Genomic DNA, 23,395 nt, shown 5'->3' on the forward strand with positions numbered 1-23,395 from the left:
TCCCTTAATGTTAATTTTTTGCTAATTGATTGGACTTGCACAAAGAATCTATCGGTAGGGTACGTCTCGGCGCGCCTTACTGCGACAGGTAGTGTCTAATTTAGCAGGCCTGATGCAGCACTGTCTATTTACAAAGGCAATTGATGAATTGTCCCTATATACAATCGAGATTCTGCTAGTAGACTACCAATTGCCATCTCTGACTCCATCGGGATCGACTTTGAGCTTTTTAATTTGTGCTTGAGGAATGTCAACAGATGTATCGTCTTGCTGCGGTGCAAATCCGTGATTTTTGTCCATCTCTTTGACAGACTTGACTTGAGAAAGGATAGTTGAGGGTGCGACATCGCCTTTTTGTTCGTCGTAAAGGTCGAACCAAGGAAGATTGTATTCACTGTAACTTTTGGCAGTAACGGGCGTGTTTGGCGGTTCTTTACCAGTGATTTCCCGATACATCATGCTATTAACAATGTGGACGTATACTCTGCCGAAATTTGTCTCGTCCCAGGTGTTGATACCGTAACTATCGGGATAAATTTCTTGTGTCATTTTACCACCTGCTGCTAATCCCATTTCCGCACTAAATGCGGCACCATAGGTAAGTGGCATAACACCACTAAAACCTCTAGATATCTTTAATTTTGAGGGCGGCGGTTCTTCGGGAAATAACCCTGGTTTCGGATCGAATACAATGATTTGAATGCCGCCAAATTCTTCTTTACCAGTTACTTGTGCTTCGACAGTGTAACCCATACCGAGAGGCATAGCAACAAATTGGCGGATGTAACCTTCACCAGAATTGATACCATCTAACCAGGGTTGATCCGGACAAATGACATAATCTTGGTCATCAGCTTGCAGTTTTTGCTGCCAAGGTTTGCCGGAAACGGCATTGATTTTACCAACAGCAATTTTAACAGCATTGGGTCGCCAATGAGCGCCGCTAAAATAAATCCACAAAGCTTCCCGTTGATACATGGGAATAAACACGCCCCCGTGTTCTTTCCAAGTTTCAGGTACTCTAGAAATGTAGTCATCAACTTTGCATACTGGAAACTCGCCTAATCCCGGCGGTAACGGATAGGTTTTACCGTCGTCGGGTATCCGCAAAGTGCGTTGAAAATTCAGGGAGAAGTGTTTGCCAAAACAGATAGCGTTGTTTTTTACGGTGATTTCTAACATGGGGATTCTTAGATAAAGAACAATTACCAGAATATCAAAATTTCGCTCATTTCTCGTTGTGTCTAAATTGCCAAGCTGGCACAAACTTGGAATCACCCCAAACGCCGCGGCGATTTTTCTTAGCTTCGGCTTCGGCTTTTTCCAGAACACTTGCACTCGGACAGTTTTTTAAGTAAGGACGGTAAACCATTGCTAATCCTTCGCGGGTCAAAACTTCTTGGGCAAATGTGCCGTTGGGCAAGCGAACTTCGCTAACTTTGCGGCCGTAGCGGTCAGTATCGGTGACGGTCAAAACAACGCGACCGCCCCCTTGGTTGACAAGCTGCTGCATTCTTTGGTGCGCTAGATTTCCCCACTTAAATTGATTTTTTTTTGCTGCTGCTTTGCTATTTTTCTCAGCATTGGTGTGCGCGACTTCCGGTGCATCTACACAGGCAAAACGCACTTTGATATCTTTTCCAGCGCTATCACTGGCGACAAGGGTGTCGCCGTCGCTGACTCGCTTGACAGCATAGTTGTTGGGCCCTAACTTTTGGGGGCATCCGAATAGTAGCAATAGCAGAGCAACTGCACCTAATGTTTTTATTTTTGGGAAAATGACGATTTTAGTTTGGCTCATATTTCTCTGTTTTATTTAGTTTCCATCCAATTTTGGCCAGCGTGGATGTCAACTATCAGCGGTACCATACCTGGCGCATTTTCCTTCGCACTTGTATTTTTCGGCAGAGCATTTTCCATCGCACTTATAATTGTCGGAGCATTTTCCATCGCACTTCTAATTTTCGGCTGCAATTCTTCCCATTCATCGGGAGGGACTTCAAAGATTAATTCATCGTGAACTTGCAGCAGCAGCCGCGCCTGATAGTTTTGCAAAATTTTGTGTACTTCAATCATGGCAAGTTTAATGATATCAGCACTGGAGCCTTGAATGGGAGCGTTGGCTGCTGCCCGCAAAGATTGCGCGTCATCTCTGCTGAGAGATTTAAGTCTATCGGAGTGAATGTCTTGGGGATTGCGACCTTTTAAGTCCAGGAGGCTTTCGCTCTCGAATTTTAAATAGCGGCGGCGGCCGAGTATTGTGGTAACATAGCCGAGGGCGATCGCCTCTTTTTTTACTTTCTCCAAAAATTCAAAAACCTTAATGTAACGCTCGTTAAATCGCTTAATAAACTCTTTGCCGTCTGCTGAAGTTTTGCCCATCGAACGACCAAACTTAATCGCCCCCATACCGTAAACTACCCCAAAATTAATCGTTTTGCCAAACCTGCGCTCGTCGGGAGTTATTTCTTCCTTTTCAAACAACAGTTGAGCCGTCACAGTATGCACATCTCGGTTATTTTGATAAGCTTCTATTAACACAGGTTCTTGACTCAAATGAGCCAAAATTCGCAGTTCAATTTGAGAATAGTCCGCCGACACCATCAACCAATCTGCTTCTGGTACAAAAGCCTTGCGAATTTGCCTAGAAAATTCCGTACCGATTGGAATATTCTGCAAATTAGGATTAGAAGAAGACAGACGACCTGTGTCTGTAACAGTTTGATTGAAATCAGTATGCAATCGCTGAGTATCGGGACGCACCCGCTTCGGTATAGCATCTACATAGGTAGAGTAAAGCTTTTGCAGGGTACGGTAATCTAAGATAGCATCGACAACCTTATGGTCTCCTTGCAAATTTTCTAGAAAGTCAGCATTGGTGGAGTAGAAGCCTGTCGGGGTTTTCCGAGACTTTTTGGTGTCTAGCTTGAGTATGTCAAACAGAAGTTCACTCAACTGGGATGGTGAGTTCAACTTTAAAAGTTCACTGGGTGATGTGTTGTAAACTTTCTGTTTAATCTCAGCTAAATCCAGGTTGTTTTTTGGCAAGACTTTCTTGAGATAAGGCTTTAAAATTGCACTGGGCACGGTCTCGTAAAATTTTTGAGGAACCGTGCCTAAAGTTGGTTCGATATGTTCGATTTTTTCAGCGAGATAAGCATTGAAATCATCAAGAGGTATGGCGTTATAAATTTCCTGCTCAATTGCTGCCAATCGCGGTTCCATTTGATCGGATAGTTCTTTAAGATATCCTGTGTCTATGCGAACCCCCTGATATTCCATTTCAGCTAAAACTGGTTCTAGGGGCTGTTCTACTTCCAGCAGCAACTTGTGCAAAGACTTATCGGGAAAGTTAGCTTCATCAGCTTTATCTAATTCTGCTCTAAGTTTACCTACTAACCCAAATGTGGTGTGAACATCCATGCCGCAGTAGTCGGCTACCGCCGGAATACTGATGTCAGCAATTGTTTTGTTTTTAGGTACTAATTCATTGTAACTTTTGGCGACAATGCCTAAGTATTTCCTAGACAATTCGCTGAGACTGTGGCTGGTTTCTGGATTGAGTACGTAACTGGCTAGCATGGTGTCGAAGACGACTCCGGCTAGTTTGATTCCCTGACAGCGCAGGATCGATCGATCGAACTTAGCATTTTGCAGCGCCTTGGGATAATTCTCGCTTTCCAAAATCGGACGCAAAGCATTTAAAACTGTGGCTTTATCCAAGTTTTTGCCCGTTTTGTGTCCCGTGGGAATGTAAGCGAGATCCTCTTCACCCGTTCCCCAACAGCAGCCAATTCCGACTAATTCGGCGTCTCGGGGTTCGATGGCGGTGGTTTCGGTATCCCACGCCACGGGTGAGGCTTTGTCGGTGCAGGTTTGCAGCAGTTGGACTAATTCGTTTAACTGTTGGGTTGTTTGAATTATTCGGGGTTTAATTGGCAGTTTGTTTTCCTGCTGGGCGGCTTTGGTGTCATCATGAGTCCAAAACCACAATTCGTCTGCTTCTGAACTTTCAGAAGTTGCAGGTGACTTATCTATTGTGGGGTGGGCATCTTGCCCGCCCTTTGCAACAGGCAAGATGCCTGTTCCACTCTCCATTGAATTGATTGTGGGGTGGGCATCTTGCCCGCCCTTTGCCACAGGCATCTTGCCTGTTCCACTATCGGAAACAGGCAAGATGCCTGTTCCACTCTCCATTGAATTGATTGTGGGGTGGGCATCTTGCCCGCCCTTTTCTAATGGCTGTTCAGGGCCACCAAAACGCTTTTGAATTTGTTTAACTTTGCTTAAAAATGTCTTGAATTCCAACTTTTCCAGCATGGGAATCAAGGCTGATTCGTCAAAACCTATAAGCTGGCAATTTTCTAAGTTGATTTCTAATGGCACGTCTTGGACAATTGTCGCCATGCGTTGAGAATGATAAGCAGCTTCTTTGCCTTCTTCTAGCTTTTTCTTAGTTGCTCCTTTAATCTCGTCGATGGCTGCATAAATTCCATCGAGGGAATTGTAAGCTTCCAGCAATTGCAGGGCGGTTTTGTCGCCGATGCCTTTAACTCCGGGGATGTTGTCGGATTTGTCGCCGCAGAGGGCTTTGTAATCTACTACTTGTTCTGGCAAAATGCCGAGTTTTTCTTTGACTGCTTCCGGGCCGTATTCTTGGGATTTGCCTTTGCCCGATCGCCTGAGTTCATCGGTACTCAAATACAATACGCTGATTTGTTTGTCGGTTTCTACTAATTGAAACAAATCTCGATCGCCCGTGAGGATTTTGACCTGATAACCCGCCGCGCTGGCTTTGTTTGCCAAAGTTCCCAAAACATCGTCTGCCTCGTAGCCGGGAGCAGTTATTGCAGGTAAATTCAAATAGGTGAGCAATTCTTGCAGGTTTTTGATATCCGGCTTAAAATCTTCCGGTGTTTCGGCTCGACCCGCTTTGTACGTGTCGTCTGCTTCGTGGCGAAAAGTGGGCGTGGCGAGGTCAAAGGCGATCGCCATGTACTGGGGGTCGTGGGCGGCCATAACTTCCAGCAGCGACTTGAGAAAGCCAAAACAGACGCTGGTGGGAATGCCCGTCGTAGTTCGCAAACCCCCATCTCGGCTTTTGGCGAAGGCGAAGTAGGAGCGAAAGGCCAGGGAGTGGCCGTCAACTAGGATGAAGGTGGGAGCTTGATTTTCCGACACAGACACAGTTACCGATCGCGCGAAAGGATTTTCTCATTGTAGCCAGTTGTCAGTCTGCATCGATCGACCGGAAGGATGGCCCGCAGACTTGAGAACGGTTGACAGTTGATGGGCTCTCGGCTTACTGTGCAGCTTGGCTGAGAATAGTAGAAGATGTTAAGTGCGATCGCCAATTTACCAACACCTGCCGATCGAAGCCTATGGCTGACATTAATCGATGCTACGAAATCCTCGAAATTGAGCCGGGAAGTTCCCTAGAAGAAATTAAGCACGCTTACAGGGATTTAGCGTTTGTGTGGCATCCCGATCGGTTTGCCCACAACGACCGCCTGCAACAAAAAGCTCAACAACGATTAACAGAAATTAATGAAGCTTACCAGGAATTGGTGTTGTTTCTGAGTCAGCCTGAATCGAGGTCGATCGAAAAACAGTTTCAGCAGCCGCCGCCACCGCCGGAAAAGCCGCTGAGAAGGCGTTCTGGAAAATCAGCCGGTAGGCCTGGTTCCCAGCGCAGTCAAACCCGCCCAAAAGCCGCCTCCACAAAAATTCAAACTCAAAACAACTCTTCAACCAAGAAAGGATTTACCAATCAAAATCGCCAAGCGCGGCGGGGAAAAAAACCATCTGCCAAAAGCGTTGCGAGGAAAGCGCGGTCATCTCTAAACTATTCAAACCTTACCCCCAAAAGGAAAAAAGAATTTCCCACTCAATACTCCAAACCGCGATCGTCTCAACAATATTCAAGCTTCCCTTGGTGGCCGCTGGCAATCGCCGTGGCGAGTTACGCTTTGACCGGTTGGATTTTGACGGTATCAGAGGCCCCGCTGTGGATGTGGGCTTTAATCTGCGGTGCAGATTGGCTGTGGGCCGCGATTTTGCTGGCGGAGGGTTGGGCAACGCCTAGAGTGTGGCTGGCGGCGTTGGTTTCGGCTGGGGCGGTGGGGGGGTCGATCGCCGGTTTTCAGGCGGGAGGAATGGAAACAGGGGCTGCTTGGGGCGCAGTTGGGGCTGGTTTGGGGGCGATCGCCAGTTCCGAGGCAGAGTCTCGGGCTGTGGCTGTAGTTTTGGCCGTAGCGGGAGTGGTCACAGTGCTGGGATTGATGGCTGGAACTGGTTCTGGGGATTGGGTTAAGGCGGTGGTGGCGGCGGTGTGTTGGGCGATTGTCGGCTTGACGTGCGGGCTGGCGGCGGAAGTAGGCGTGAATTCCCGGGGCCCCATCGGGCTCGGAGGTGCGATCGGGCTGGGGATTGGGGCGTGGGCGGGGGTTTTGGCTGGGGCGGGTTCTGAGGCGATCGTCCAAGCTTTGGCTATCGCCGGGTCTAAGACTGTTTATGGGGCTTGGGCTGCTATCGGCATTATTGCTGGAGTCGTGGCGCGGATGGTAGCCGGAGAAAGGTCGATCGGCTATGGCAACGGGCTTTACACGTTTATCCTGTTGGTAGCAACTTCGGGTTTTGGACTGTGGCTGGGAAATTGGTTGGGCGATCGTATCTTTTGAATTAATCATTAGTCATCAGTAATTAGGGAAAATTACCCATTACCCATTACCCATTACCCATTATCCTATTTTATAGCAACTGCCAAGACGATTAGGAGTTTCTTCTTTGCTGAAACCTGAGCTTAAAATTGCTTCTTCGTTTTTCCTCCAGCATAACTCCCAGCACTTATCGCTTTTCAGCAGCGCTTCAAACTCAGCCCTTGGCAAAGGCTGGCTGAAAAAATAACCTTGAATTTCGTCGCACTCGCGATCGCACACAAAAGCAAGTTCCGACTCATTTTCTACCCCCTCAGCAATCACAGTCATGTTCATGCAGTGTGCCATTTGAATAATCGCTATTGTAATCGCTGCATTTTGGCGATCGTCTGCAATATTCCGAATAAAACTCTTGTCAATTTTGATTGCATCAAACGGAAAGCGTTTCGGATAACTCAAAGAAGAATAACCAGTGCCAAAATCATCAATTGCTATCCTAATCCCCATATCTCTCCACACCGTAAAAGCTTCAACTGCTGCCGTTTCATCTTCCAAAATCAGACTTTCCGTTAATTCTAATTCCAGACATTTAGGATCGAGATTAGTTTCTCTCAATATCTGTCTGACTCTCTCCGTCAAGTTTTTGCGATCGAACTGGCGGGCTGACAGGTTGACGGCTACCCGCAGCGGCGGCAACCCCTGTATTTGCCAAGCTTTAGTTTGCCTGCAAGCAGTCTCTAAAACCCATTCGCCCAGCGGTGCAATCAAGCCCATTTCTTCAGCCATTGGAATAAATTCTGCCGGGGAAACTCTGCCCCTTTCTGGATGATTCCAGCGCACCAAAGCTTCAGCACCAATAATTTTACCTGTTTTAATTTCTATTTGCGGCTCATAATAAACTTCAAACTCCGATCGTTTTAAAGCATTGCGGAGGCAAGTTTCTTGAGTAAATTTATTGATAGAAATACTCGCGGCTTTGGCAGTATAAAACTGATATTTGTTGCCACCTTGTTGCTGAGAATTGTACATGGCTGTATAAGCATTTTTCAGCAGTTCCTCTCCATCGCTGGCGTCGCTTGGAGATAAAGAAATGCCGATACTCGCCGTGACGTACAGTTCCGAGCCTTTGACAATCATAGGTTGGGCTACAATATCTAAAATGTTTTGAGCCATCTTGGCAGCCTCCTGTTTTTCGGCAACTGGTTGGAGAACAATTGCAAATTCTGCTGCTTCCAAACGAGCCACAATATTAATGTTCTCCGTGCAGTTACTCAGCCGCTGCGCAACTTTGCAAAGTACGGAGTCGCCAATATCGTGTCCTAAGGTACTGTTAATCCGGTTAATCCTATCTAAACTGAGAGTGACAACGGGAATCATTGCTGGCGATGCTTTTTGCTTGTTTAATAACTGACTTAGCAGTTCTCGCAACAGCGAACGATTTGGCAAGTTTGTCAAGCTATCGTACTGATGTCGGTGGAGAGCTAATTGAATAGTTGTGTGCATTTTTTTTGCCTCAAAAGGTTTGACAATATAGCCGAAGGGTTTGGTTCCCTTGACGCGCCACAAAGTGTTTTCGTCAGGATAAGCTGTCAGATAAACTACCGGGATTTGAAAGCGCGATCGAATTTCTTCTGCTGCTAGAATGCCGTCGATTGATCCTTGCAGGTTCACATCCATTAAAACTAAATCCGGCCGGAGTTCTGCTGCTGATTGAATCGCTTCTTCTCCGGAATAGACAATACCAGTTATTCTATATCCTAGAGATATTAAACTGTCTGAAATATCTTCTGCAATGATGTTTTCGTCTTCAACTATCAGAATTTTTTTCTGTGACATTAACTTTTCTCCTACAAGTGCTATTTGGGTTGTAAAAATGTTAGCTTCAAATTCGTGATAGCAGTTTTTAATATTTCTATTTTTTTGCGAATTTGGTTGACTAAAGACCCGAGCAGCCGCCAACCTAATTTTAGGGAATATAGATAATCTAAGTGTTAAAGAAAACCCATTCCACTCTCCATCATCGCTAGCACGCAAACTCTGTTATCATCCTAGTGAAACTTTTTTTAATTTTACCTTGAGTTTGTCCTCTCAAAGCATACTTCAGGGAATTTGTTACAAGCTCGTAGATAATGAATCTGCAAGGAACTGCCGTATTAATATTGACAGAATGCGATGCAACATTTGTTGTAAATTTGACGCCTGCTGCATGAATTTCATCAGCGTCTAATAAATGGTGGGCGAGATTGTGGATGTATTCCGCAAAATCAATGTTTGACAAGTCTTTGGATTGAGAGAATTGTTCGTGAACCAGGGCCATTGACCTGACTCGGTTTTGACTTTTTTTAACATTTCATTAACTTGGCTGTCTTGGATGTAGCTGGACTGAAGTTTGAGCAAACTGGAAATAAAGTGGAGGTTGTTTTTGACGCGGCGCTGAATTGGTTGGAGGAGGACTTCTTTTTCTGCATCGCTGGCGATCGCTAATATCTGTCGCCGTTCCGCACAAGCCTAAAAGAGCGCCGTTTTTAGCTTGGTTGACGATGCTGTTGACGCGCAGGCGGACAGGAGTACCATCTTTGCGGATGTATACTGTTTCGTAATGAGAATTAGCGGTTTGTGGCTGAATGCTGGTTCTAGCTAAAATTGGTGCCAACATTTGTATTTGTCTGGTTTTTTGTTGGGGAACCAAAAACTCGGTGAAGCGACGGTTGAGCCTTTCTGACGGTTCGTAACTGTAGATCCGTTTGGCGGCGGAATTGACAAAAGTCAAGAAACCTTCAATATCGATCGACCAAATCAATTCTTGGGAGGTTTCTACGAGGTTGCGGTACTTTTTTTCGCTTTCAGCAAGTGCTGCATGGAAGACTGCCGTTTGCTGCTGAAGTCTGTCTTCTAATTCTTGATTTACCGTTTCCAGAGTGGCGATGGACGGATCGCGCTCGGTAATTTGAGTAGAAACACCCACTGCCCCGACAACTTCGCCGTTTCCATCTCGCAGGGCGGCCGATCGAATTTCGTCAATAAAATACCCCTTTAGGATATTCAAAATGCGATCGTTTCCTGTTAGTACCTCAGCAATATTTTCTAAGATATCTGGCTGGCTGCTGTAAACTTCAAAAATCGACAGCCCGACAGTTGCACTTGTTGGTTTGAGTCCCAAATTTTCTAATCCTTTCCCTGCTGCAAGGGTTAACTTGCCGTCTCTGTCGGTTGCCCACAGGAAAATCGGGGCACAACTGACGGCTGCGTGCAGGGTTTCGTTGGCTTGTTTGAGCCGATCGATTTCTGCGTGAAGCAGTTCCTGGGTGCTGCTTAATTCTACCGTTAGTCGATCGGCTTTTTGCTGCCAACTCGCAGCAGTGTCGCACATTTCTGCGGGATTGCGGGAAGGACAGATGGATTGCTTGCAGTGTGACATGGTTACTCTGGGATGCACTGTATATTTAACCCCAGCCTATCTTTTAAGCATAAACTTTTTAAGTCAATTATTACAGTTAGCAATAATACTCATGCGAGCCAAATGCGATAGTTTAAACCTAGTTTCAAGGATTCAGTAATGGCGGCTAGCTCAGGTTTTATGGCGACGGTTCACAAATTGATAACAAGCAGAATAATCCCTGCAAATCGGTATTTTTACGGTAAGTATTTGTAGTAGGGCAAAAAGAAGTTCCGCAATCCTCAGCTTGGACAAGAACTGGAATTGTAAATTTATTATATTTGTTTGCGTAGATTCACGTACCGAGGCATCGGGAATCGGGAAAATTGAAATACAGCCAGCGCCTGAATGGTTAGGAGGTACTTAATTTGTGACAATCATGAGGTCGATTCCCTCTTCTTTCTGCCTTGTGCCTTCTGCCTTGTGCCTTCTGCCTTCTTCCCTATTCCCTATTCCCTATTCCCTATTCTCTATTCTCTCTTTCTTCCATCCGCTACATCCGTTACAGAATCCGTTGCCGAACTTCCTTTTTCCTTCAATTAACTCCCCAAATTTTGACAGTTTTATCTAAGCTGCCGCTGATAATAGTTGCACCATCGCTGCTAAAAGTAAGACAAGTAACAGAGCTTTGATGTCCGCTAAGAGTGTAAAAATTTTCGCCGGTACTGGCATTCCAAAATTTGATATTACCATCGGCACTAGCACTGACAACAGTGCGCCCGTCGGGACTAAAGGCGATCGCATTTATCGAGTTAAAATGCCCGACCAAAGTGATTGAACTATCTGGATTCGATAGCTGCCGCAGTTGAATATTTCTGTCCCAGCCGCCATTCGCCAACGTCTGCCCGTCTGGGCTGAAAGCCAGACAATTCGCGTAACCCTTAATTGTTTGGGAGCATTCTCTGCTGCGGAGGTTCCACAGTTTAATTGTACCGTCAGAACTGCTGCTAGCGAGAGTTTGTGCGATCGGGCTAAAAGCAAGACTAACAATTCCTGCTTTATGAGCTCCCCAAGTTAAAAGACTGCCAAAAGTACAGATTAACTTTCCCGTCTCTAAATTCCAAATTTTGATAGTAGTATCTGCCGAACCGCTGGCGATAACTTGACTATCAGGACTGACGACAATTGCGCTAATTTCCCCTTCATGTCCGAGGGAAGTATGCCGCAATTCTCCTCCTTGCCAAATTTCGATTGCACGGTGTTTCGGAGTATTTCTGCTCCTCACAAAAACTTCGCTTTCTTTGCAAAGGACAAAAGTTTCTTGAGCGCGGGGATACTTCTCAACAGTATAGAGTATTTCTCCTGTCTCTACATCGCAAATTCTAATTATTTTCCCGTGCAAACTCGCCGTGTGAGATCCTCCGGGACTAAGAGCAAGATTTGTTCCTGTTTTCACAGTGCGGATGCAGTCAAAAAGCTTGTAAGGCACGAATTCTTTTAAAGCTTGGCGCACTAGAGGTTCTGTCCTCTGTCGCAAAATTAAATAAGCAACTCGCTGCACTTCTGGTGCGGGGTCAAGCAGCGCCTCAATTGCTAAATTTAAACCAGCGCCTCCGTATTTAGGAGCATCTTTAACAGCGGCAATCCGCGACTCGATACTAGGACTGTTGAAGCGCTGCTTTACCCCCGCGATGCCTCCCAAAACAGCGCCGGCGATCGGGATTTGGCTTTGACCGCCGAGGACGGCATCATATTCTCTGGGTTGGTTAGAATTGTCGGGCATCATACGATTTTAGATTTTAGATTTTAGATTTTAGATTTGAAGAAGTGGAGGATTGAAGAAAGCGAACTCACGGATGAATCTGGGGAATTGTTATCGGATACTCTGTTGTTGTTTTCTGAAGATATGAATCCGGGGGCTTGTAACCTGGCTGCTTTCGCTGACGCTCAAACCGCGTTTAAGCTTGCAACTTATAACTTATTGACTGTTGCAGTTTATAGTATTATAATCAAATCAGCGTTTCACACAAAAATCCGAAAGTGATATGTCACACTTCACAACGATTAAGGTTCAGATCAAAAACGGCGAACTGCTGCATCAAGTGTTGGAAGAGTTGGGTTATCAAGTAGAGTCCAATGTGCAGGTGCGGGGTTATCGGGGCGACAAAACTAATGCGGAGTACGTGATTCGGCAATCCAACGGTTACGATTTGGGTTTTCGTCGCAGCGGAGAGGATTACGAATTGGTGGCGGATTTTTGGGGCGCTCGAATTAATCAGCAGGAATTTATCAATTCAATTAGTCAAAAATACGCGCGCAAAAGTTTGATGGCGGCGGTGCAGTCAGAGGGTTTTCATGTTGAAGAAGAGGAAACTTTGGCAGATGGAACGCTGAGAGTTGTAGTGGGTAGATGGGTTTAAGACAGGCGCTTGATTAACTCGTTTTTAGGTATCAAGAGGAATCACTATGTGGCGATCGGCGATCGTACTAATCTTTCTCGCGCTTGTAGTTGGCATTGTTGGCGCGATCGCCCTTGGAGCATACCGCTGGCATCTCGGTACCAAGGAACTGCGAGCCAATCTGGAAGCGGCGCGATCGCCGATTAAACCTCTCACATTTGATGCGCGGGAAATCGCCGATTTACCCCAGCCAGTGCAGCGTTACTTTCGCGCGGTGCTCAAGGATGGACAACCGCTAATTGCAACAGCGCGGGTTTCCCACGAAGGCACGTTTAACATGAGCGAAACCGCAGAAAAATGGAGCGCCTTCAACTCAACTCAACTCGTAATTACTCAGCGCCCTGGCTTTGATTGGGACGGGCGAATTGCCATGATCCCCGGTATCAATGCGTTTGTTCATGATGCCTACATTTCTGGCGAAGGCATCCTCCATGCGGCGCTGCTGGGCCTGGTGACTCTGGCGGATATCCGCGGCACTCCAGAAGCGGCACAAGGGGAACTGATGCGCTTTTTCGCGGAGGCTGCTTGGTATCCGACGAGACTGCTGCCGAGTCAGGGTGTTCGCTGGGAGGCGATCGACAATTCTTCGGCCAGAGCAACGCTACAGGATGGCGACACCGCTGTTTCCCTGGATTTCCGCTTTGATGAAGCAGGGCTAATCGCCACTGTCCGCGCCGAGGCCCGCGCCCGTACAGTTAACGGGGGGCTGGTGTTTGCGCCCTGGATTGGCCGCTTCTGGGACTACGAATTGCGAGACGGTATGCGGATTCCGCTCTCCGGTGAGGTGGCGTGGCAACTGCCTGATGGCTCGCTATTGCCCTACTATCGCGGCCGCATCACGAATATTGCCTATGAGTTTGCACGATGATTCTAGTTTGTGTTGTAAAGTTGCTTTGCGATTGTTAGATGAGTACGATCGCGCCGATCGCCAGTGGATCTATCCTGTACGAGTTAAGATAGATGCTGCTGTTGCTATGTCCGAACATACTCCACCGATTGATGGCGAAACCTTTATTGCAGGGATTTGCGATCGTTTCCGGCAAGTACGCGAGAGTAAACAAGGCTATACTAATTGAAATGCTTGTATGATAGTTGCATTCAATTCCTGCATTTGCTGACTTCCTAACTCGCCCAATCGTCTCAGTATTAATCTCTGTTCAAGACTGACAATCCGAGTCACTCTAACTTTAGAAGATACTTTTAATCCCGTGCTGGTAAATTCGGGATCTGAAGCATTTAAAGCAAATTCATCTAAACTTAGGCTAGTGACATTTTGCGAAGAAATGAAGCAGATCGTAATTTCATCTATGGTTGAACTTGCCCACAGCACTAAAGCCGGACGTAACTTTTTCTGACTCAAATCTGTAAAGGGAAATTCAGCTAAAACAATATCTCCTTTTTTTAGCTTCACTAAATTGGCTCTCCATCTTCAAGGGTGTAAATATCAGGTTCGTCGTCCAGGAATTGAAATGCTCCTCCGCTTTGGGCTAACTGGGTTATTTCCACAGTAGAAGGATAGGGGATGTTATTAAATAGTTTTGCTTTTATTAGCAATTGCTCGTCTTCAGAGAGTGTCTGGATGATTTGTACTAAGGATTCAATGAGTTTTGTGTTCATAGCTGAAAAAAGGTGGGAATATTTTATTTGACTTCAACAAGGCAACCTTCGATGATTATAACAAAACAACTAAGAGCGTGAAGCGAAGCTATCCCGTAGGGAATCGCCCATCCAGTAAAATTCGCAGGTAGCACAGATTTACTCCTCGAAGTCCACCTGCTTAACCAGCTCTAAAGGTATATCTAGCGCTTCTGCAATTTGTTCGTCGCTCAAGCCAAACTGCCGTAATTTATCAATTGTTTCAATCTTAGTTTGATTTTTGCTTTTCTGCTGCAAGTCTGGAATTTCCGGCTGACTTTTATCTGGGGTAGGAGTGGGTTCTTCGGAACCCATGTTTACACAGCCGATTATATTATTATTACTATTAAAGCTTCGAGCGCCCAAAGAAATATTTAAATTACTTTGCCGTTCTACGACGGATTTAAGATTTTTTTTATCTACTTCTTCATCAAAGATATCAGATAACATTTGCAAAAGCTCATAACCGACATCCTTAGCATGACCCGCTGAACAACCACAATTTTCTGCAATGTCATCATACTTTTGACGCTTCAGCGTTCCTTCGATAATTCCGCGCTGCAAGTCATTGAGATGTTTGCCTGTGTTGGCGTAGACAGCATCATCTATAAATTGAAGTATTTCTGGGAGGCGCATCATCCGGAATGTGGGAGGACATTAGTTATTATAGCCGACTTGATCCGTCTCGATCCGTCTTTTTCCGTTGTTGACAATTATTTAATTAAAATCCGTCTTTTTCCGCTTTTAATTTGGGTTCGATTAGTTTACTATAGGCAAAAAATGGGGTAAGTTTTGGCTCCACACATATTGGCTCGGTAGATTTGCAAAATTAGTAGCTTCTGCCTTGAAAAGATGTGGCTATATGTGGAAAACTCAAACAAAATGTCAGATCATTACTAACTAAAGGAGAGCAACTGTGAACAGCAAAATTGATGAGGGAACGTTAAACAATCTGCCAGAGAGTCTGCAACTTGCACAAAAAGCGATTGATACTGAAGAAGTGCAAGAAATTATCAAACAACTGGCAAAATACAATCTTGGGGTATGTATGCCACATATGCACACAAATAACAACGGGTTTGTAGAGCTACCAAAGGATATGATTCAAGTGGAGCGGCAGTTAGTCACTTCTTTCGTTCACTCCTCAGAGGTAGATGATAAAACCATGATTCCGGTGGTGTGGAGGTACATTGATGGTGTAGTTGTAAGTGCTTCAAGCTGTAGAATGTGTGAATAATTCTCACAGAGCGATCGCCCTTACCAGACCAAAGTGCGATCGCCCGCAACTACCAAATCGTTTCAACGTAAGGAATATCATACGCCCGCGCGATCGCAACTAAAATGCGATCGCGCCTATTTTTGCCAAGCTCCCCTGGAAGTTGCAATTACTACGCTAAGCTGCTACCGTTAACATAGACGCATCGTAGGAAAACAACTGATGACACTAACAGAATTACTCCCTACAATTAGACAACTGTCTGCGATCGAGAAACGAGAGTTAATCCGCATTCTAATGGCGGAAGAAGATATCATTGAGGATATTTCCCCTTTGGAACCTTACAAGATTTACTACCTACCAACACCCTACGATACTTTTGGTGCTGGTGCAGCTTTGATGCAGGCAATGAATTTGGCTAACAACAACGAAAACTGAGTATTATGCGATTCCAATACTCTACCAATGACCCCTCTCAAGATGAGTTTGATAGCCTACCCCGCATTCCCTTGATTCTGCACCACAATAACCAGGGAGTCGAAGTTGTTGGGTTAGTAGATAGCGGTGCAACCGTGAATGTATTGCCTTACCAAATAGGAACTCAGCTTGGCTTAGTTTGGGATGACAGTAAAGCCATTATTCGACTTGCTGGTAACATTGGTAATCAACCAGCGATGCCAGTATTTTTCATGGCTGAAATAGGGGAGTTTGCTCCGGTAAGATTAGTATTTGCTTGGGCAAAAAGTGACAGCGTATCATTGATTCTGGGACAGACAAATTTCTTCTTAGAATTTGACGTTCACTTTTATCGTTCTCGGCTTGAGTTCGATATTGAGCTGAAGCGTTAATCTCCACCAGAATTCATGTACCCAGCGCATCCCATAAATCTGACATCGGCTCATCAAAATCCTCGGCAATTACCAACGGCATCCCGCGCAGAGGATAATGTTTTTGCGCTGTCAATCCAGCACTTGAAATCTCAGCTAAATCGATCGACAGAGAAGGCTCAGACTGCGACAACCGTGTCTGACGCAAAAAACTCAATAGCACCTGAAGTATATCATCTAATGCTTGCTCAATCTCATGGATTAGTTCTTCCCGAACTGTCACGATCGCACATTCTTCTTACTAGACCTTATTAACCATTATATCCCAGAGGAACTTTATGCCATCCCACCACCTACGATACTTTTGGTGCTGGTACAGCTTTGATGCAGGCAATGAAGCTGGCTAACCACAACGAAAACTGATTATTATGCGATTTCAATGCTCTACCGTTGAATTTCGGGGTTGATAGTAGCTAGCAACTCTGTAAAAATTGGCAAAGCAGCAGGTATTTTTTTACGTAAAGTGCGATCGCATTCCTGCAAAACTTGCTCAGATACAACCAACTTGAAAAGACCTATTTCTGCCATTGTCAGCACAGCACGACTCGCTCCTGTTCGCGATCCGCATCCCGCAATTAACACACTCTTTGTCTGCAAATATCCTACGCATCAAGACTGTTTCTCCTGCCAAATCGCCTCTCTCTCCGCTTCTAAACCCGATAATAAATCAGTCAAACTCACATTTTCATTTTCCATAATCGTTGCAATCCGATCGATTAGTTGGCGAGCTTGAGGTTGTTTGGGAGCAAGCACAATCAGATTACCTATTTGGAGTAGCACCAGCATATCTCCCTGATTAACATTGAGAGAATCTTGTAATAACTGGGGAATGGTAATTTCCCCTCCCTGTCCTAGAATAATCGGGAACTGTTTTATTTCTACATCCGTTTCTTGTGAAGTTATTGTCACGACGTTAACCTCAGCCTTTAGTGTTAAGTTTTTAAGACTCTTTATTATAGCAATGTTTGGGAAGTTTTTGCCAAGCTCCCCTGGAAGTTGCAATTACTACGTTAACCTGCTACCGTTAACATAGACGCATCGTAGGAAAACAACCGATCGCACTAACAGAATTACTCTCTATCATTAGACAACTATCTGCGATCGAGAAACGAGAGTTAATCCGCATTCTAATGGCGGAAGAAGATATCAGTGATGAACGCGCGTGGAATGCTGAATTTGAAGCTACAACAGATGCCCAGTGGGATAGTCTAGCTGAGATGGTACGTCAAGAAATCGCTGCTGGCGATATTACCCTTCTAACTGACATTTTCCCTGAAAGTAATATCGCCTTTCTGATATAATTCAGAGAGTAAGCGTTAAGGTTGCCATGACATTAGCAGTTGTAGCTGAACCGGCCCCCCTAAAGATCAATGCTGACGGTGTAGTGCGAGTCGGTAACACTCGCGTGACTTTAGATACCGTGATTGCAGTGTTTAAGCACGGAACAACCGCAGAGGAAATCGTTTATCGTTATCCGTCGTTGAGATTAGCTGACGTGTATGCCACCATCGGTTTTTACCTCAATCATCAGCAGGAAGTCGAAACGTATTTGCAGCAAAGACAGCAACAAGCACAAGAGATTCGCAAAATGAATGAGGCAAGGTTTGATCCGCAGGGATTGCGTGACAGATTGCTGGCCCGCAAGGCAGAGAAATCAGCATGAAGTTCTTGGCTGACGAAAACTTTGATAATACAATTGTTAGAGGTTTGATACGTCGGAAACCTGACATAGATATTATTCGCGTCCAAGACGTTGGCTTATCCGGTGAAGACGATCCAATAGTCCTGGAATGGGCTGCCGAAGAAGATCGGATATTACTAACCCATGATGTTGCTACGATTACCCGCTATGCCTATGAACGTCTGGCGGCAGGTAAGTCAATGCCAGGAGTTTTTGAAATTACCTTCGATGCCCCCATTGGTCGAGTTATTGAGGATATTCTAATCCTTCTGGAGTGCAGTCTTGAGGGAGAATTGGCAGGACAAATTCAGTATCTTCCTTTATGATGAGTTGCAACCGTTTAATTTAGCTTTGCCACACCTTAAACTCGATCGCCCATTTGAAAACTTTGTCTGCTGACGAACAGAATGCGATCGCCGTTCGCCTCCTCGCCAAACTGAAATATGTCGAACGGCGAGAAATGTTTATTTACCAGCAACAAGAAGCTATAATTAAAGGTGTTCAATAAGAAAAGCTGGCGATCGCGCGGCAATTGCTCGATCGCCTGGATGATGCAACTATCGGTCAAACAACCGGACTCAGTATTGAGGATGTGCGGAAATTGCGATCGCAAAGAGATTTCTTTGCCAACAACAATCACAACTGCAAAGCCCCAGACACCTTGGCATTTTTAACACTTGAAATCCTAATCAAAGACCCTGATTTTACAGCAATCTTAGGTTTCCATTCATAAACCCCATCGCTAGTCGTGCGGTTGGCTATGCTTTCAACCAACTTATTCTCTTGATACAGCTCAATCTTGACCTCATCCTGAATATTGTCTCTCCACAAAATCAAATAAGGTTTATTTGCTTCCACCTGCACTTGGACTGCTGGTTGAGCCACCAATATGTTTGGTGAAGCTGTCTGAGATTTTCTATTCCTAAATCCTAAATAGTGCGGCAGTTCGCGAGTGGCAATATTATTTGATTGAGGCAACATAATCTCCCCGATTTTAGGATTGAATAGATAAGTTGAGAGTCCGCCGTCGATCGTCACTATATCTCCTTTGACTCCGAACTCTCGCATTAACTTAGCTGCTGCATCTAATGTCGCTTCATTAACAGTGATAATTGCTAGCAATTCATTACCCTTGCGACCATCTTTGTCCAGCGTACCGATGACGTGATACCTATTTGCCGGATTTTTAGATATGAGTTTAGCTGGATGGTGCTTGTATTCGTAAGTAACAAGTGCATTTTGTACTTCTTTTTGATTCAATGGCTTTCCTGTTTGCGGTTCGTAATTTGTGATATATGCTTCTCGATCATTCCAGACCAAAGCTTTCAATCGAACATTTTTATACTGCCCATCTTTGGGCTTCTTGACGGGGCCGTAGATGCCGTTACCGCCAGTAATAACTTGACCGTAAAATTTGATAGGAAAAGATAGCTGCGTGCTGCGTTCGTATTGTTCAAAGAAAGAACAGTTAATGACGGAAAAAACATCCTTAGCGTAAAGATTTTTGTATTCACCTGTAACTTCAGAGAATAACTTGCTCTTAAAGAAAGGACTGTAATATTTGTTTTCTCCCTGATAATACAATCCTTTATTGAAAGCCATTCGATCGACCTCTCCAATTAGCTGGTCTATTTGCATTTTTTGGACGTTAATAACTTGCAAATAAGCCAGATTTCCGTTGGGGAGTTCTTTTTTGTACAACTCTGCACCATCTCTGGTATCCACAGGTTGAAAATAACTGACTGGGCTGGAAAGTTGTTCGATCGCAAAATGTGCAACTGCTGCCACCATAGCAACAGCAAAAATCATCAAAAAAAACGGCAATATTTTTTTGAACACGTTCCTAAATATTAATTTGTTTCAAGACCACAAACCAAACTATCTTAAAAATAGCTTATACGCCGGATTTTGACTTTCATCCCCATACTGATAGCCCAGCGTATCCAAAAAAGCCTGCCATTCCTGCATCTCATCGGGCGGTACTTGAATTCCCACCACAATTCGCCCGTAATCTGCGCCGTTATTTCGATAGTGAAAAACGCTGATATTCCAGTTAGGGCTCATCGAACCGACAAACTTCATCAACGCACCGGGACGTTCGGGAAATTCAAAGCGATAAAACAATTCATGATCGGCCAGCATCGAACGCCCGCCCACCATATGCCGCACGTGCAATTTCGTTAATTCATCATCAGTTAAATCCAAAGTCTTGAAGCCACAATCTTCAAAACTTGCGGCTATATTCACCGCATCGGCACGATTTTGAATTTGTACACCGATAAAAATATGTGCCTCTTTCTCATCCGCAATTCGATAGCTAAATTCAGTTAAATTGCGTTTTCCCAGACATTCGCAAAACCTGCGGAGACTTCCCGGTTGTTCGGGAATTGTCACTGCAAAAATGGCTTCCCGGCGTTCGCCAAACTCGGCTCTTTCTGCTACAAAACGCAACCGATCGAAATTCATGTTCGCGCCGCAAGCAACAGCAATTAATGTTTGTTCTGCGATTTGTTCCCGTTCCACGTAAGCTTTCGCACCTGCGATCGCCAAAGCGCCAGCAGGTTCTAAGATCGATCGCGTATCTTCAAAAACATCCTTAATCGCCGCGCAAACATCATCCGTATGCACCAAAATAATCTCATCCACATACTCCTGACACAACCGAAAAGTTTCCTCCCCCACTTCCCGCACAGCAACGCCATCAGCAAATAAACCCACCTGCGACAAACGCACCCGTTTACCCGCTTTCAGCGATTGATTCATTGCATCGGAATCCACTGGTTCGACGCCAATAATCTTAATTTCCGGCCGCAACCGCTTGACATAGGCCCCAATTCCTGAAATCAATCCACCGCCACCAATTGCCACAAAAATCGCGTGAATGGGTTTTTGATGTTGCCGCAGAATTTCCATGCCGATCGTACCCTGTCCCGCAATTACGTGCGGGTCATCAAAAGGGTGAATAAAAGTTAAACCTTTTTCCGCCTCTAATTGGCGCGCAAAGGCGTAGGCATCGTCGTAGGTATCCCCATGCAAAACTACCTCTCCACCCCGGGATATCACCGCATTTACCTTCACCTGCGGCGTCGTTACGGGCATGACTATGATCGCGCGAGTTCCCAGGTGGCGGGCGGCGAGGGCGACTCCTTGGGCGTGGTTGCCGGCGGAAGCTGCAATGACGCCTTGTGCTAGCAAATCCGGCGACAGTTGCGCCATTTTGTTGTACGCACCCCGCAGTTTGAAGGAAAACACCGACTGCATATCCTCTCGCTTCAGCAAAAGTTTATTGTTGAGCCGTGCTGATAGATTCGGGGCTACTTCTAGGGCTGTTTCTTGAGCAACATCGTAGACGCGGGCGGTGAGGATTTGTACCAGGTAATCGCAAAGCATGGGGTTAGCAGGTTGGTTGATGCCGGATGGTGGGATAATTGTAGGGCACTTGTGCGATCGTTATGTCTAAATTTTGGGGCGGTGGTTGGGCTAATCGTAAGTTCTCGATCAGAACTTTTTCATTTTGGAAATCAACCGCTGAAAACGAACTATCGCCGTTATTTTGTTTAGTCATCTGGGAGAATAAGTCATGCTCAACTTATTCATCGATTAACCAATGTTCTAGCCATGATGGAATAAAGGAAATTTTGTAATATTCACGATCCATTAGAGCTTTGAAAATAGTTGTATTCAAATGGTAATAGTTAGAAGAGCTACTAGAATAATAATACGGATCTTGAAACATCAGGATAGCAGGTAAATGTCCCTGTGGTGCATTCAGAGAGTATTGTAGATCGCCATGATATATACGGTTGCTCTCTCTGTTCCAGCCAACTCGATCGATAAATACATTGTACACAGAATCATCAATCCAATATTTTTCCCCTTTACTGTTATAGATGTTCAAAATTTGAATCCAAATATTTTTCTGAACGCTAAAACCAAACCTTCCCTCACTAAATTTCACCCAAAGTCGATTGATTTTTCTAAGGTCTTTTGGAGGAATTTGATCGATATCTATGTACGTATAACTGCGAGATGGCATTAAGTTGCATATAATATTTAATGTCTCTTCATCAGCCTCTTGCCATTTCCTTGCATCAAGTAATTCGTACAGTTTCTTGTATTTTCCCTCTATAACCAGAATAGAGTGTCGGGAAGATTTTGGAGACTCTTCAGTGGCCAAACTTACGATTCTTTCAGCCAACTCATTCTCATCAGGTACTCTGGTGTCAGAAATACCTAATTTTTTATTCCATCTAAAAAATTGTGCTTTAATTTTAGAATTTCTGCGTATTTGAATTTTTAATTGATTAATCACTTGTTTCTTAGCTGTTCCGGCATCATCTCCTTGATTTTGAAGTTGATTTAATATCTCTTGAATTTGAGCAATAAATTGCGATAAATCCTGATTTAAATAGATTTGATTGCCTTGTATATTGATACAATCACCTTGAATCTGTTCGTGATAATTACCACCCTGTGTACCTATATTCCGATTGTTAGCATACATCCTATCCTCGTTACTATCCTCGTCACTATTTTCATCGTAAGGAATTCTCAAGCTTTCTTGCTTAAGTTGTAGTTTTAAAATATATAAAGAACACCCAACTACAGCGCTCGCAATAGCAGTGCATATTAGAATGACAAACAATGTATAATTCCACGCAAACGTAATACCCAAAATAACTAACGATAGCCCGATAGCATAGTAAAACCTTTTTTGGGGAATCTTACTCATTATTAATCTTTTAACTTATAAATTTCACACGATCCCAGTTAACTATTTTGCTTTAAAATAGTGGAATCCCTGCTAATTTAACAACATTTTTCAATACTTCTATAGTAGCTTCACCTATTAATCCATTAGCAGCAGCATCACCCAAATACTGAGCTATTTTAGCTAACTTACTCCTAGTAACAGGGTCATTATTTGCTTGATTAGCTAAATTATTTGTTACTTTTTGTTGAGCTTCTTCAGGTGTATATCCCTGGGTTTGAAGCTGAGTTAAAAGTTCCTGGATCTGAGTGGCAGCTTGAGATAAATCTTGACTTATATTTATATGATTGCCTTGAATATTAATATTATTTCCATGAATGGATTCATTATAAGCACCGCCACCTGTATTGATAATTCTATTTGCGCTCATAAAATACCTCTATATTAAGACTTTTGCATTATACACGATGGCTACACCCATACGCAACTGGTCATCGACCGAAAAATCGTCATCGGTGCAAGCTCAATTCGCCAACTTATTCCAGCAGTCAAGGATCTAGTTACTTAAGCAGATCACATTTTGAGAAAAATTTTACATTTCAACTATACTATGGTAGCATTTTCAGGATTAGCTACGACACTCAAATCTAGCAAACTAGAGATCGCCAACTATCTCCACAGAAGCTCGATCGCCCTTACGATCGCAAAATGCGATTTTATGGCAAAATTAGCCTAGACTGAAATATGAAAGCTGGCGATCGGGCAAGCTGTAGC

The 23,395-nt window shown here is 44.5% G+C and carries 29 protein-coding genes and 1 pseudogene; 11 read left to right on the forward strand and 19 right to left on the reverse strand.

Annotated elements, in window-relative coordinates:
- Positions 1 to 183: 183 nt before the first annotated feature.
- The 3 genes from QUB30_RS18470 to QUB30_RS18480 are packed head-to-tail and all read right to left on the reverse strand — an operon-like array spanning position 184 to position 5,181.
- Entirely contained in the window at positions 184 to 1,182 is a 999-nt protein-coding gene (locus QUB30_RS18470) for a hypothetical protein (protein WP_333336132.1), read from the reverse strand.
- Between the two features lie 46 nt (positions 1,183 to 1,228).
- Complete coding sequence (locus QUB30_RS18475) at positions 1,229 to 1,801, reverse strand: thermonuclease family protein (protein ID WP_333336135.1); 573 nt, start codon at positions 1,799 to 1,801, stop codon at positions 1,229 to 1,231.
- Positions 1,802 to 1,812: 11 nt separating this feature from the next.
- A complete protein-coding gene (locus QUB30_RS18480; RefSeq protein WP_333336139.1) occupies positions 1,813 to 5,181 on the reverse strand; it encodes a DNA polymerase I in 3,369 nt (1,122 codons plus the stop codon).
- 98 nt (positions 5,182 to 5,279) lie between these two features.
- Here QUB30_RS18480 and QUB30_RS18485 point away from each other — a divergent pair, with 98 nt between their 5' ends.
- A complete protein-coding gene (locus QUB30_RS18485; RefSeq protein WP_333336142.1) occupies positions 5,280 to 6,680 on the forward strand; it encodes a J domain-containing protein in 1,401 nt (466 codons plus the stop codon).
- 60 nt (positions 6,681 to 6,740) lie between these two features.
- Here the strand turns inward: QUB30_RS18485 and QUB30_RS18490 are convergent, their stop codons facing one another.
- The 4 genes and pseudogenes from QUB30_RS18490 to QUB30_RS18505 all read right to left on the reverse strand — a co-directional run bounded on the left by QUB30_RS18490 (position 6,741) and on the right by QUB30_RS18505 (position 11,818).
- Positions 6,741 to 8,492: an EAL domain-containing protein gene (locus tag QUB30_RS18490; RefSeq protein ID WP_333336145.1), complete on the reverse strand. Its 1,752-nt coding sequence runs from the start codon at positions 8,490 to 8,492 to the stop codon at positions 6,741 to 6,743.
- Positions 8,493 to 8,679: 187 nt separating this feature from the next.
- A pseudogene (locus QUB30_RS18495) lies at positions 8,680 to 9,053 on the reverse strand (sensor histidine kinase).
- Positions 9,010 to 10,074, reverse strand: coding sequence for a PAS domain-containing protein (locus QUB30_RS18500; RefSeq protein WP_333336151.1), 1,065 nt, complete (start codon positions 10,072 to 10,074; stop codon positions 9,010 to 9,012). Before QUB30_RS18500 ends, QUB30_RS18495 begins: the two are co-directional and overlap by 44 nt.
- Before the next feature lie 553 nt (positions 10,075 to 10,627).
- Positions 10,628 to 11,818 (reverse strand): WD40 repeat domain-containing protein, encoded by a 1,191-nt coding sequence (locus tag QUB30_RS18505; RefSeq protein WP_333336155.1) that lies wholly within the window; start codon positions 11,816 to 11,818, stop codon positions 10,628 to 10,630.
- Between the two features lie 259 nt (positions 11,819 to 12,077).
- Between QUB30_RS18505 and QUB30_RS18510 the strand changes: the two genes are divergently transcribed.
- From QUB30_RS18510 to QUB30_RS18520, 3 genes are read left to right on the forward strand one after another with little or no spacing between them, the layout of a single operon-like run.
- The gene (locus QUB30_RS18510; RefSeq protein ID WP_190743059.1) at positions 12,078 to 12,452 is read left to right on the forward strand and encodes a DUF1257 domain-containing protein; all 375 of its coding nucleotides are present in this window, start codon (positions 12,078 to 12,080) and stop codon (positions 12,450 to 12,452) included.
- Between the two features lie 46 nt (positions 12,453 to 12,498).
- Positions 12,499 to 13,359, forward strand: a complete 861-nt coding sequence (locus QUB30_RS18515; protein ID WP_333336159.1) for a DUF6920 family protein — start codon at positions 12,499 to 12,501, stop codon at positions 13,357 to 13,359.
- Positions 13,343 to 13,567, forward strand: a complete 225-nt coding sequence (locus QUB30_RS18520; RefSeq protein ID WP_333336162.1) for a hypothetical protein — start codon at positions 13,343 to 13,345, stop codon at positions 13,565 to 13,567. Before QUB30_RS18515 ends, QUB30_RS18520 begins: the two co-directional genes overlap by 17 nt.
- On the opposite strand, the gene QUB30_RS18525 is transcribed toward QUB30_RS18520, so the two are convergent.
- The 3 genes from QUB30_RS18525 to QUB30_RS18535 form a co-directional block, all read right to left on the reverse strand.
- Positions 13,555 to 13,902 carry a type II toxin-antitoxin system PemK/MazF family toxin gene (locus QUB30_RS18525; RefSeq protein ID WP_333336165.1) on the reverse strand — a complete coding sequence of 116 codons (348 nt, stop codon included), beginning with the start codon at positions 13,900 to 13,902 and terminating at the stop codon, positions 13,555 to 13,557. The genes QUB30_RS18520 and QUB30_RS18525 overlap by 13 nt on opposite strands.
- A complete protein-coding gene (locus QUB30_RS18530; RefSeq protein WP_015177442.1) occupies positions 13,902 to 14,108 on the reverse strand; it encodes a hypothetical protein in 207 nt (68 codons plus the stop codon). The genes QUB30_RS18525 and QUB30_RS18530 overlap by 1 nt, the downstream gene beginning before the upstream one ends.
- A gap of 138 nt (positions 14,109 to 14,246) precedes the next feature.
- Positions 14,247 to 14,765, reverse strand: a complete 519-nt coding sequence (locus tag QUB30_RS18535) for a hypothetical protein (protein ID WP_333336168.1) — start codon at positions 14,763 to 14,765, stop codon at positions 14,247 to 14,249.
- Positions 14,766 to 15,042: 277 nt separating this feature from the next.
- Between QUB30_RS18535 and QUB30_RS18540 the strand changes: the two genes are divergently transcribed.
- From QUB30_RS18540 to QUB30_RS18550, 3 genes are all read left to right on the forward strand, one after another.
- A complete protein-coding gene (locus QUB30_RS18540) occupies positions 15,043 to 15,363 on the forward strand; it encodes a hypothetical protein (RefSeq protein ID WP_333261838.1) in 321 nt (106 codons plus the stop codon).
- Positions 15,364 to 15,564: 201 nt separating this feature from the next.
- The gene (locus QUB30_RS18545; RefSeq protein ID WP_333083234.1) at positions 15,565 to 15,780 is read left to right on the forward strand and encodes a hypothetical protein; all 216 of its coding nucleotides are present in this window, start codon (positions 15,565 to 15,567) and stop codon (positions 15,778 to 15,780) included.
- Between the two features lie 5 nt (positions 15,781 to 15,785).
- Positions 15,786 to 16,190: a hypothetical protein gene (locus QUB30_RS18550; RefSeq protein ID WP_333083233.1), complete on the forward strand. Its 405-nt coding sequence runs from the start codon at positions 15,786 to 15,788 to the stop codon at positions 16,188 to 16,190.
- A 13-nt stretch (positions 16,191 to 16,203) separates the two neighbouring features.
- Here QUB30_RS18550 and QUB30_RS18555 read toward each other — a convergent pair whose 3' ends face one another.
- The 3 genes from QUB30_RS18555 to QUB30_RS18565 all read right to left on the reverse strand — a co-directional run bounded on the left by QUB30_RS18555 (position 16,204) and on the right by QUB30_RS18565 (position 17,138).
- Complete coding sequence (locus tag QUB30_RS18555; protein WP_333336173.1) at positions 16,204 to 16,452, reverse strand: hypothetical protein; 249 nt, start codon at positions 16,450 to 16,452, stop codon at positions 16,204 to 16,206.
- 161 nt (positions 16,453 to 16,613) lie between these two features.
- A complete protein-coding gene (locus QUB30_RS18560) occupies positions 16,614 to 16,811 on the reverse strand; it encodes a hypothetical protein (RefSeq protein WP_333336176.1) in 198 nt (65 codons plus the stop codon).
- A gap of 27 nt (positions 16,812 to 16,838) precedes the next feature.
- Positions 16,839 to 17,138, reverse strand: coding sequence for a hypothetical protein (locus QUB30_RS18565; RefSeq protein ID WP_333336181.1), 300 nt, complete (start codon positions 17,136 to 17,138; stop codon positions 16,839 to 16,841).
- A gap of 221 nt (positions 17,139 to 17,359) precedes the next feature.
- Between QUB30_RS18565 and QUB30_RS18570 the strand changes: the two genes are divergently transcribed.
- From QUB30_RS18570 to QUB30_RS18580, 3 genes are read left to right on the forward strand one after another with little or no spacing between them, the layout of a single operon-like run.
- Positions 17,360 to 17,530, forward strand: a complete 171-nt coding sequence (locus tag QUB30_RS18570; protein WP_333336184.1) for a hypothetical protein — start codon at positions 17,360 to 17,362, stop codon at positions 17,528 to 17,530.
- Between the two features lie 26 nt (positions 17,531 to 17,556).
- The gene (locus QUB30_RS18575; RefSeq protein WP_333336187.1) at positions 17,557 to 17,892 is read left to right on the forward strand and encodes a DUF433 domain-containing protein; all 336 of its coding nucleotides are present in this window, start codon (positions 17,557 to 17,559) and stop codon (positions 17,890 to 17,892) included.
- Entirely contained in the window at positions 17,889 to 18,236 is a 348-nt protein-coding gene (locus QUB30_RS18580) for a DUF5615 family PIN-like protein (protein ID WP_333336190.1), read from the forward strand. Before QUB30_RS18575 ends, QUB30_RS18580 begins: the two co-directional genes overlap by 4 nt.
- A 35-nt stretch (positions 18,237 to 18,271) precedes the next feature.
- Here the strand turns inward: QUB30_RS18580 and QUB30_RS18585 are convergent, their stop codons facing one another.
- The 6 genes from QUB30_RS18585 to QUB30_RS18610 form a co-directional block, all read right to left on the reverse strand.
- Positions 18,272 to 18,550: a hypothetical protein gene (locus QUB30_RS18585; RefSeq protein WP_333336194.1), complete on the reverse strand. Its 279-nt coding sequence runs from the start codon at positions 18,548 to 18,550 to the stop codon at positions 18,272 to 18,274.
- A complete protein-coding gene (locus tag QUB30_RS18590; RefSeq protein WP_333336197.1) occupies positions 18,547 to 19,719 on the reverse strand; it encodes a hypothetical protein in 1,173 nt (390 codons plus the stop codon). The genes QUB30_RS18585 and QUB30_RS18590 overlap by 4 nt, the downstream gene beginning before the upstream one ends.
- 69 nt (positions 19,720 to 19,788) lie before the next feature.
- Positions 19,789 to 21,300, reverse strand: coding sequence for a threonine ammonia-lyase, biosynthetic (gene ilvA, locus QUB30_RS18595; RefSeq protein ID WP_333336200.1), 1,512 nt, complete (start codon positions 21,298 to 21,300; stop codon positions 19,789 to 19,791).
- 4 nt (positions 21,301 to 21,304) lie between these two features.
- The gene (locus QUB30_RS18600; RefSeq protein WP_333164050.1) at positions 21,305 to 21,475 is read right to left on the reverse strand and encodes a hypothetical protein; all 171 of its coding nucleotides are present in this window, start codon (positions 21,473 to 21,475) and stop codon (positions 21,305 to 21,307) included.
- 24 nt (positions 21,476 to 21,499) lie between these two features.
- Positions 21,500 to 22,642: a GUN4 domain-containing protein gene (locus tag QUB30_RS18605; RefSeq protein WP_333336203.1), complete on the reverse strand. Its 1,143-nt coding sequence runs from the start codon at positions 22,640 to 22,642 to the stop codon at positions 21,500 to 21,502.
- 52 nt (positions 22,643 to 22,694) lie between these two features.
- Complete coding sequence (locus tag QUB30_RS18610; RefSeq protein ID WP_333336207.1) at positions 22,695 to 23,051, reverse strand: hypothetical protein; 357 nt, start codon at positions 23,049 to 23,051, stop codon at positions 22,695 to 22,697.
- A 180-nt stretch (positions 23,052 to 23,231) separates the two neighbouring features.
- Here QUB30_RS18610 and QUB30_RS18615 point away from each other — a divergent pair, with 180 nt between their 5' ends.
- Positions 23,232 to 23,357 (forward strand): hypothetical protein, encoded by a 126-nt coding sequence (locus QUB30_RS18615; RefSeq protein WP_333336210.1) that lies wholly within the window; start codon positions 23,232 to 23,234, stop codon positions 23,355 to 23,357.
- Positions 23,358 to 23,395: the final 38 nt, after the last annotated feature.

Source organism: Microcoleus sp. BROC3 (assembly GCF_036702515.1).
Taxonomy (GTDB): Bacteria; Cyanobacteriota; Cyanobacteriia; order Cyanobacteriales; family Microcoleaceae; genus Microcoleus.

Bases quoted from the DNA above. Each gene is read 5' to 3' on its own strand.
- QUB30_RS18470 (WP_333336132.1), bottom strand. From the start codon at position 1,182: ATGTTAGAAATCACCGTAAAAAACAACGCTATCTGTTTTGGCAAACAC.
- QUB30_RS18535 (WP_333336168.1), bottom strand. From the start codon at position 14,765: ATGATGCGCCTCCCAGAAATACTTCAATTTATAGATGATGCTGTCTAC.
- QUB30_RS18530 (WP_015177442.1), bottom strand. From the start codon at position 14,108: ATGAACACAAAACTCATTGAATCCTTAGTACAAATCATCCAGACACTC.
- QUB30_RS18570 (WP_333336184.1), top strand. From the start codon at position 17,360: ATGGCGGAAGAAGATATCAGTGATGAACGCGCGTGGAATGCTGAATTT.
- QUB30_RS18590 (WP_333336197.1), bottom strand. From the start codon at position 19,719: ATGATTTTTGCTGTTGCTATGGTGGCAGCAGTTGCACATTTTGCGATC.
- QUB30_RS18575 (WP_333336187.1), top strand. From the start codon at position 17,557: ATGACATTAGCAGTTGTAGCTGAACCGGCCCCCCTAAAGATCAATGCT.
- QUB30_RS18515 (WP_333336159.1), top strand. From the start codon at position 12,499: ATGTGGCGATCGGCGATCGTACTAATCTTTCTCGCGCTTGTAGTTGGC.
- QUB30_RS18610 (WP_333336207.1), bottom strand. From the start codon at position 23,051: ATGAGCGCAAATAGAATTATCAATACAGGTGGCGGTGCTTATAATGAA.
- QUB30_RS18520 (WP_333336162.1), top strand. From the start codon at position 13,343: ATGAGTTTGCACGATGATTCTAGTTTGTGTTGTAAAGTTGCTTTGCGA.
- QUB30_RS18505 (WP_333336155.1), bottom strand. From the start codon at position 11,818: ATGATGCCCGACAATTCTAACCAACCCAGAGAATATGATGCCGTCCTC.
- QUB30_RS18510 (WP_190743059.1), top strand. From the start codon at position 12,078: ATGTCACACTTCACAACGATTAAGGTTCAGATCAAAAACGGCGAACTG.
- QUB30_RS18475 (WP_333336135.1), bottom strand. From the start codon at position 1,801: ATGAGCCAAACTAAAATCGTCATTTTCCCAAAAATAAAAACATTAGGT.
- QUB30_RS18600 (WP_333164050.1), bottom strand. From the start codon at position 21,475: ATGACTAAACAAAATAACGGCGATAGTTCGTTTTCAGCGGTTGATTTC.
- QUB30_RS18550 (WP_333083233.1), top strand. From the start codon at position 15,786: ATGCGATTCCAATACTCTACCAATGACCCCTCTCAAGATGAGTTTGAT.
- QUB30_RS18615 (WP_333336210.1), top strand. From the start codon at position 23,232: ATGGTAGCATTTTCAGGATTAGCTACGACACTCAAATCTAGCAAACTA.
- QUB30_RS18605 (WP_333336203.1), bottom strand. From the start codon at position 22,642: ATGAGTAAGATTCCCCAAAAAAGGTTTTACTATGCTATCGGGCTATCG.
- QUB30_RS18545 (WP_333083234.1), top strand. From the start codon at position 15,565: ATGACACTAACAGAATTACTCCCTACAATTAGACAACTGTCTGCGATC.
- QUB30_RS18580 (WP_333336190.1), top strand. From the start codon at position 17,889: ATGAAGTTCTTGGCTGACGAAAACTTTGATAATACAATTGTTAGAGGT.
- QUB30_RS18500 (WP_333336151.1), bottom strand. From the start codon at position 10,074: ATGTCACACTGCAAGCAATCCATCTGTCCTTCCCGCAATCCCGCAGAA.
- ilvA (WP_333336200.1), bottom strand. From the start codon at position 21,300: ATGCTTTGCGATTACCTGGTACAAATCCTCACCGCCCGCGTCTACGAT.
- QUB30_RS18490 (WP_333336145.1), bottom strand. From the start codon at position 8,492: ATGTCACAGAAAAAAATTCTGATAGTTGAAGACGAAAACATCATTGCA.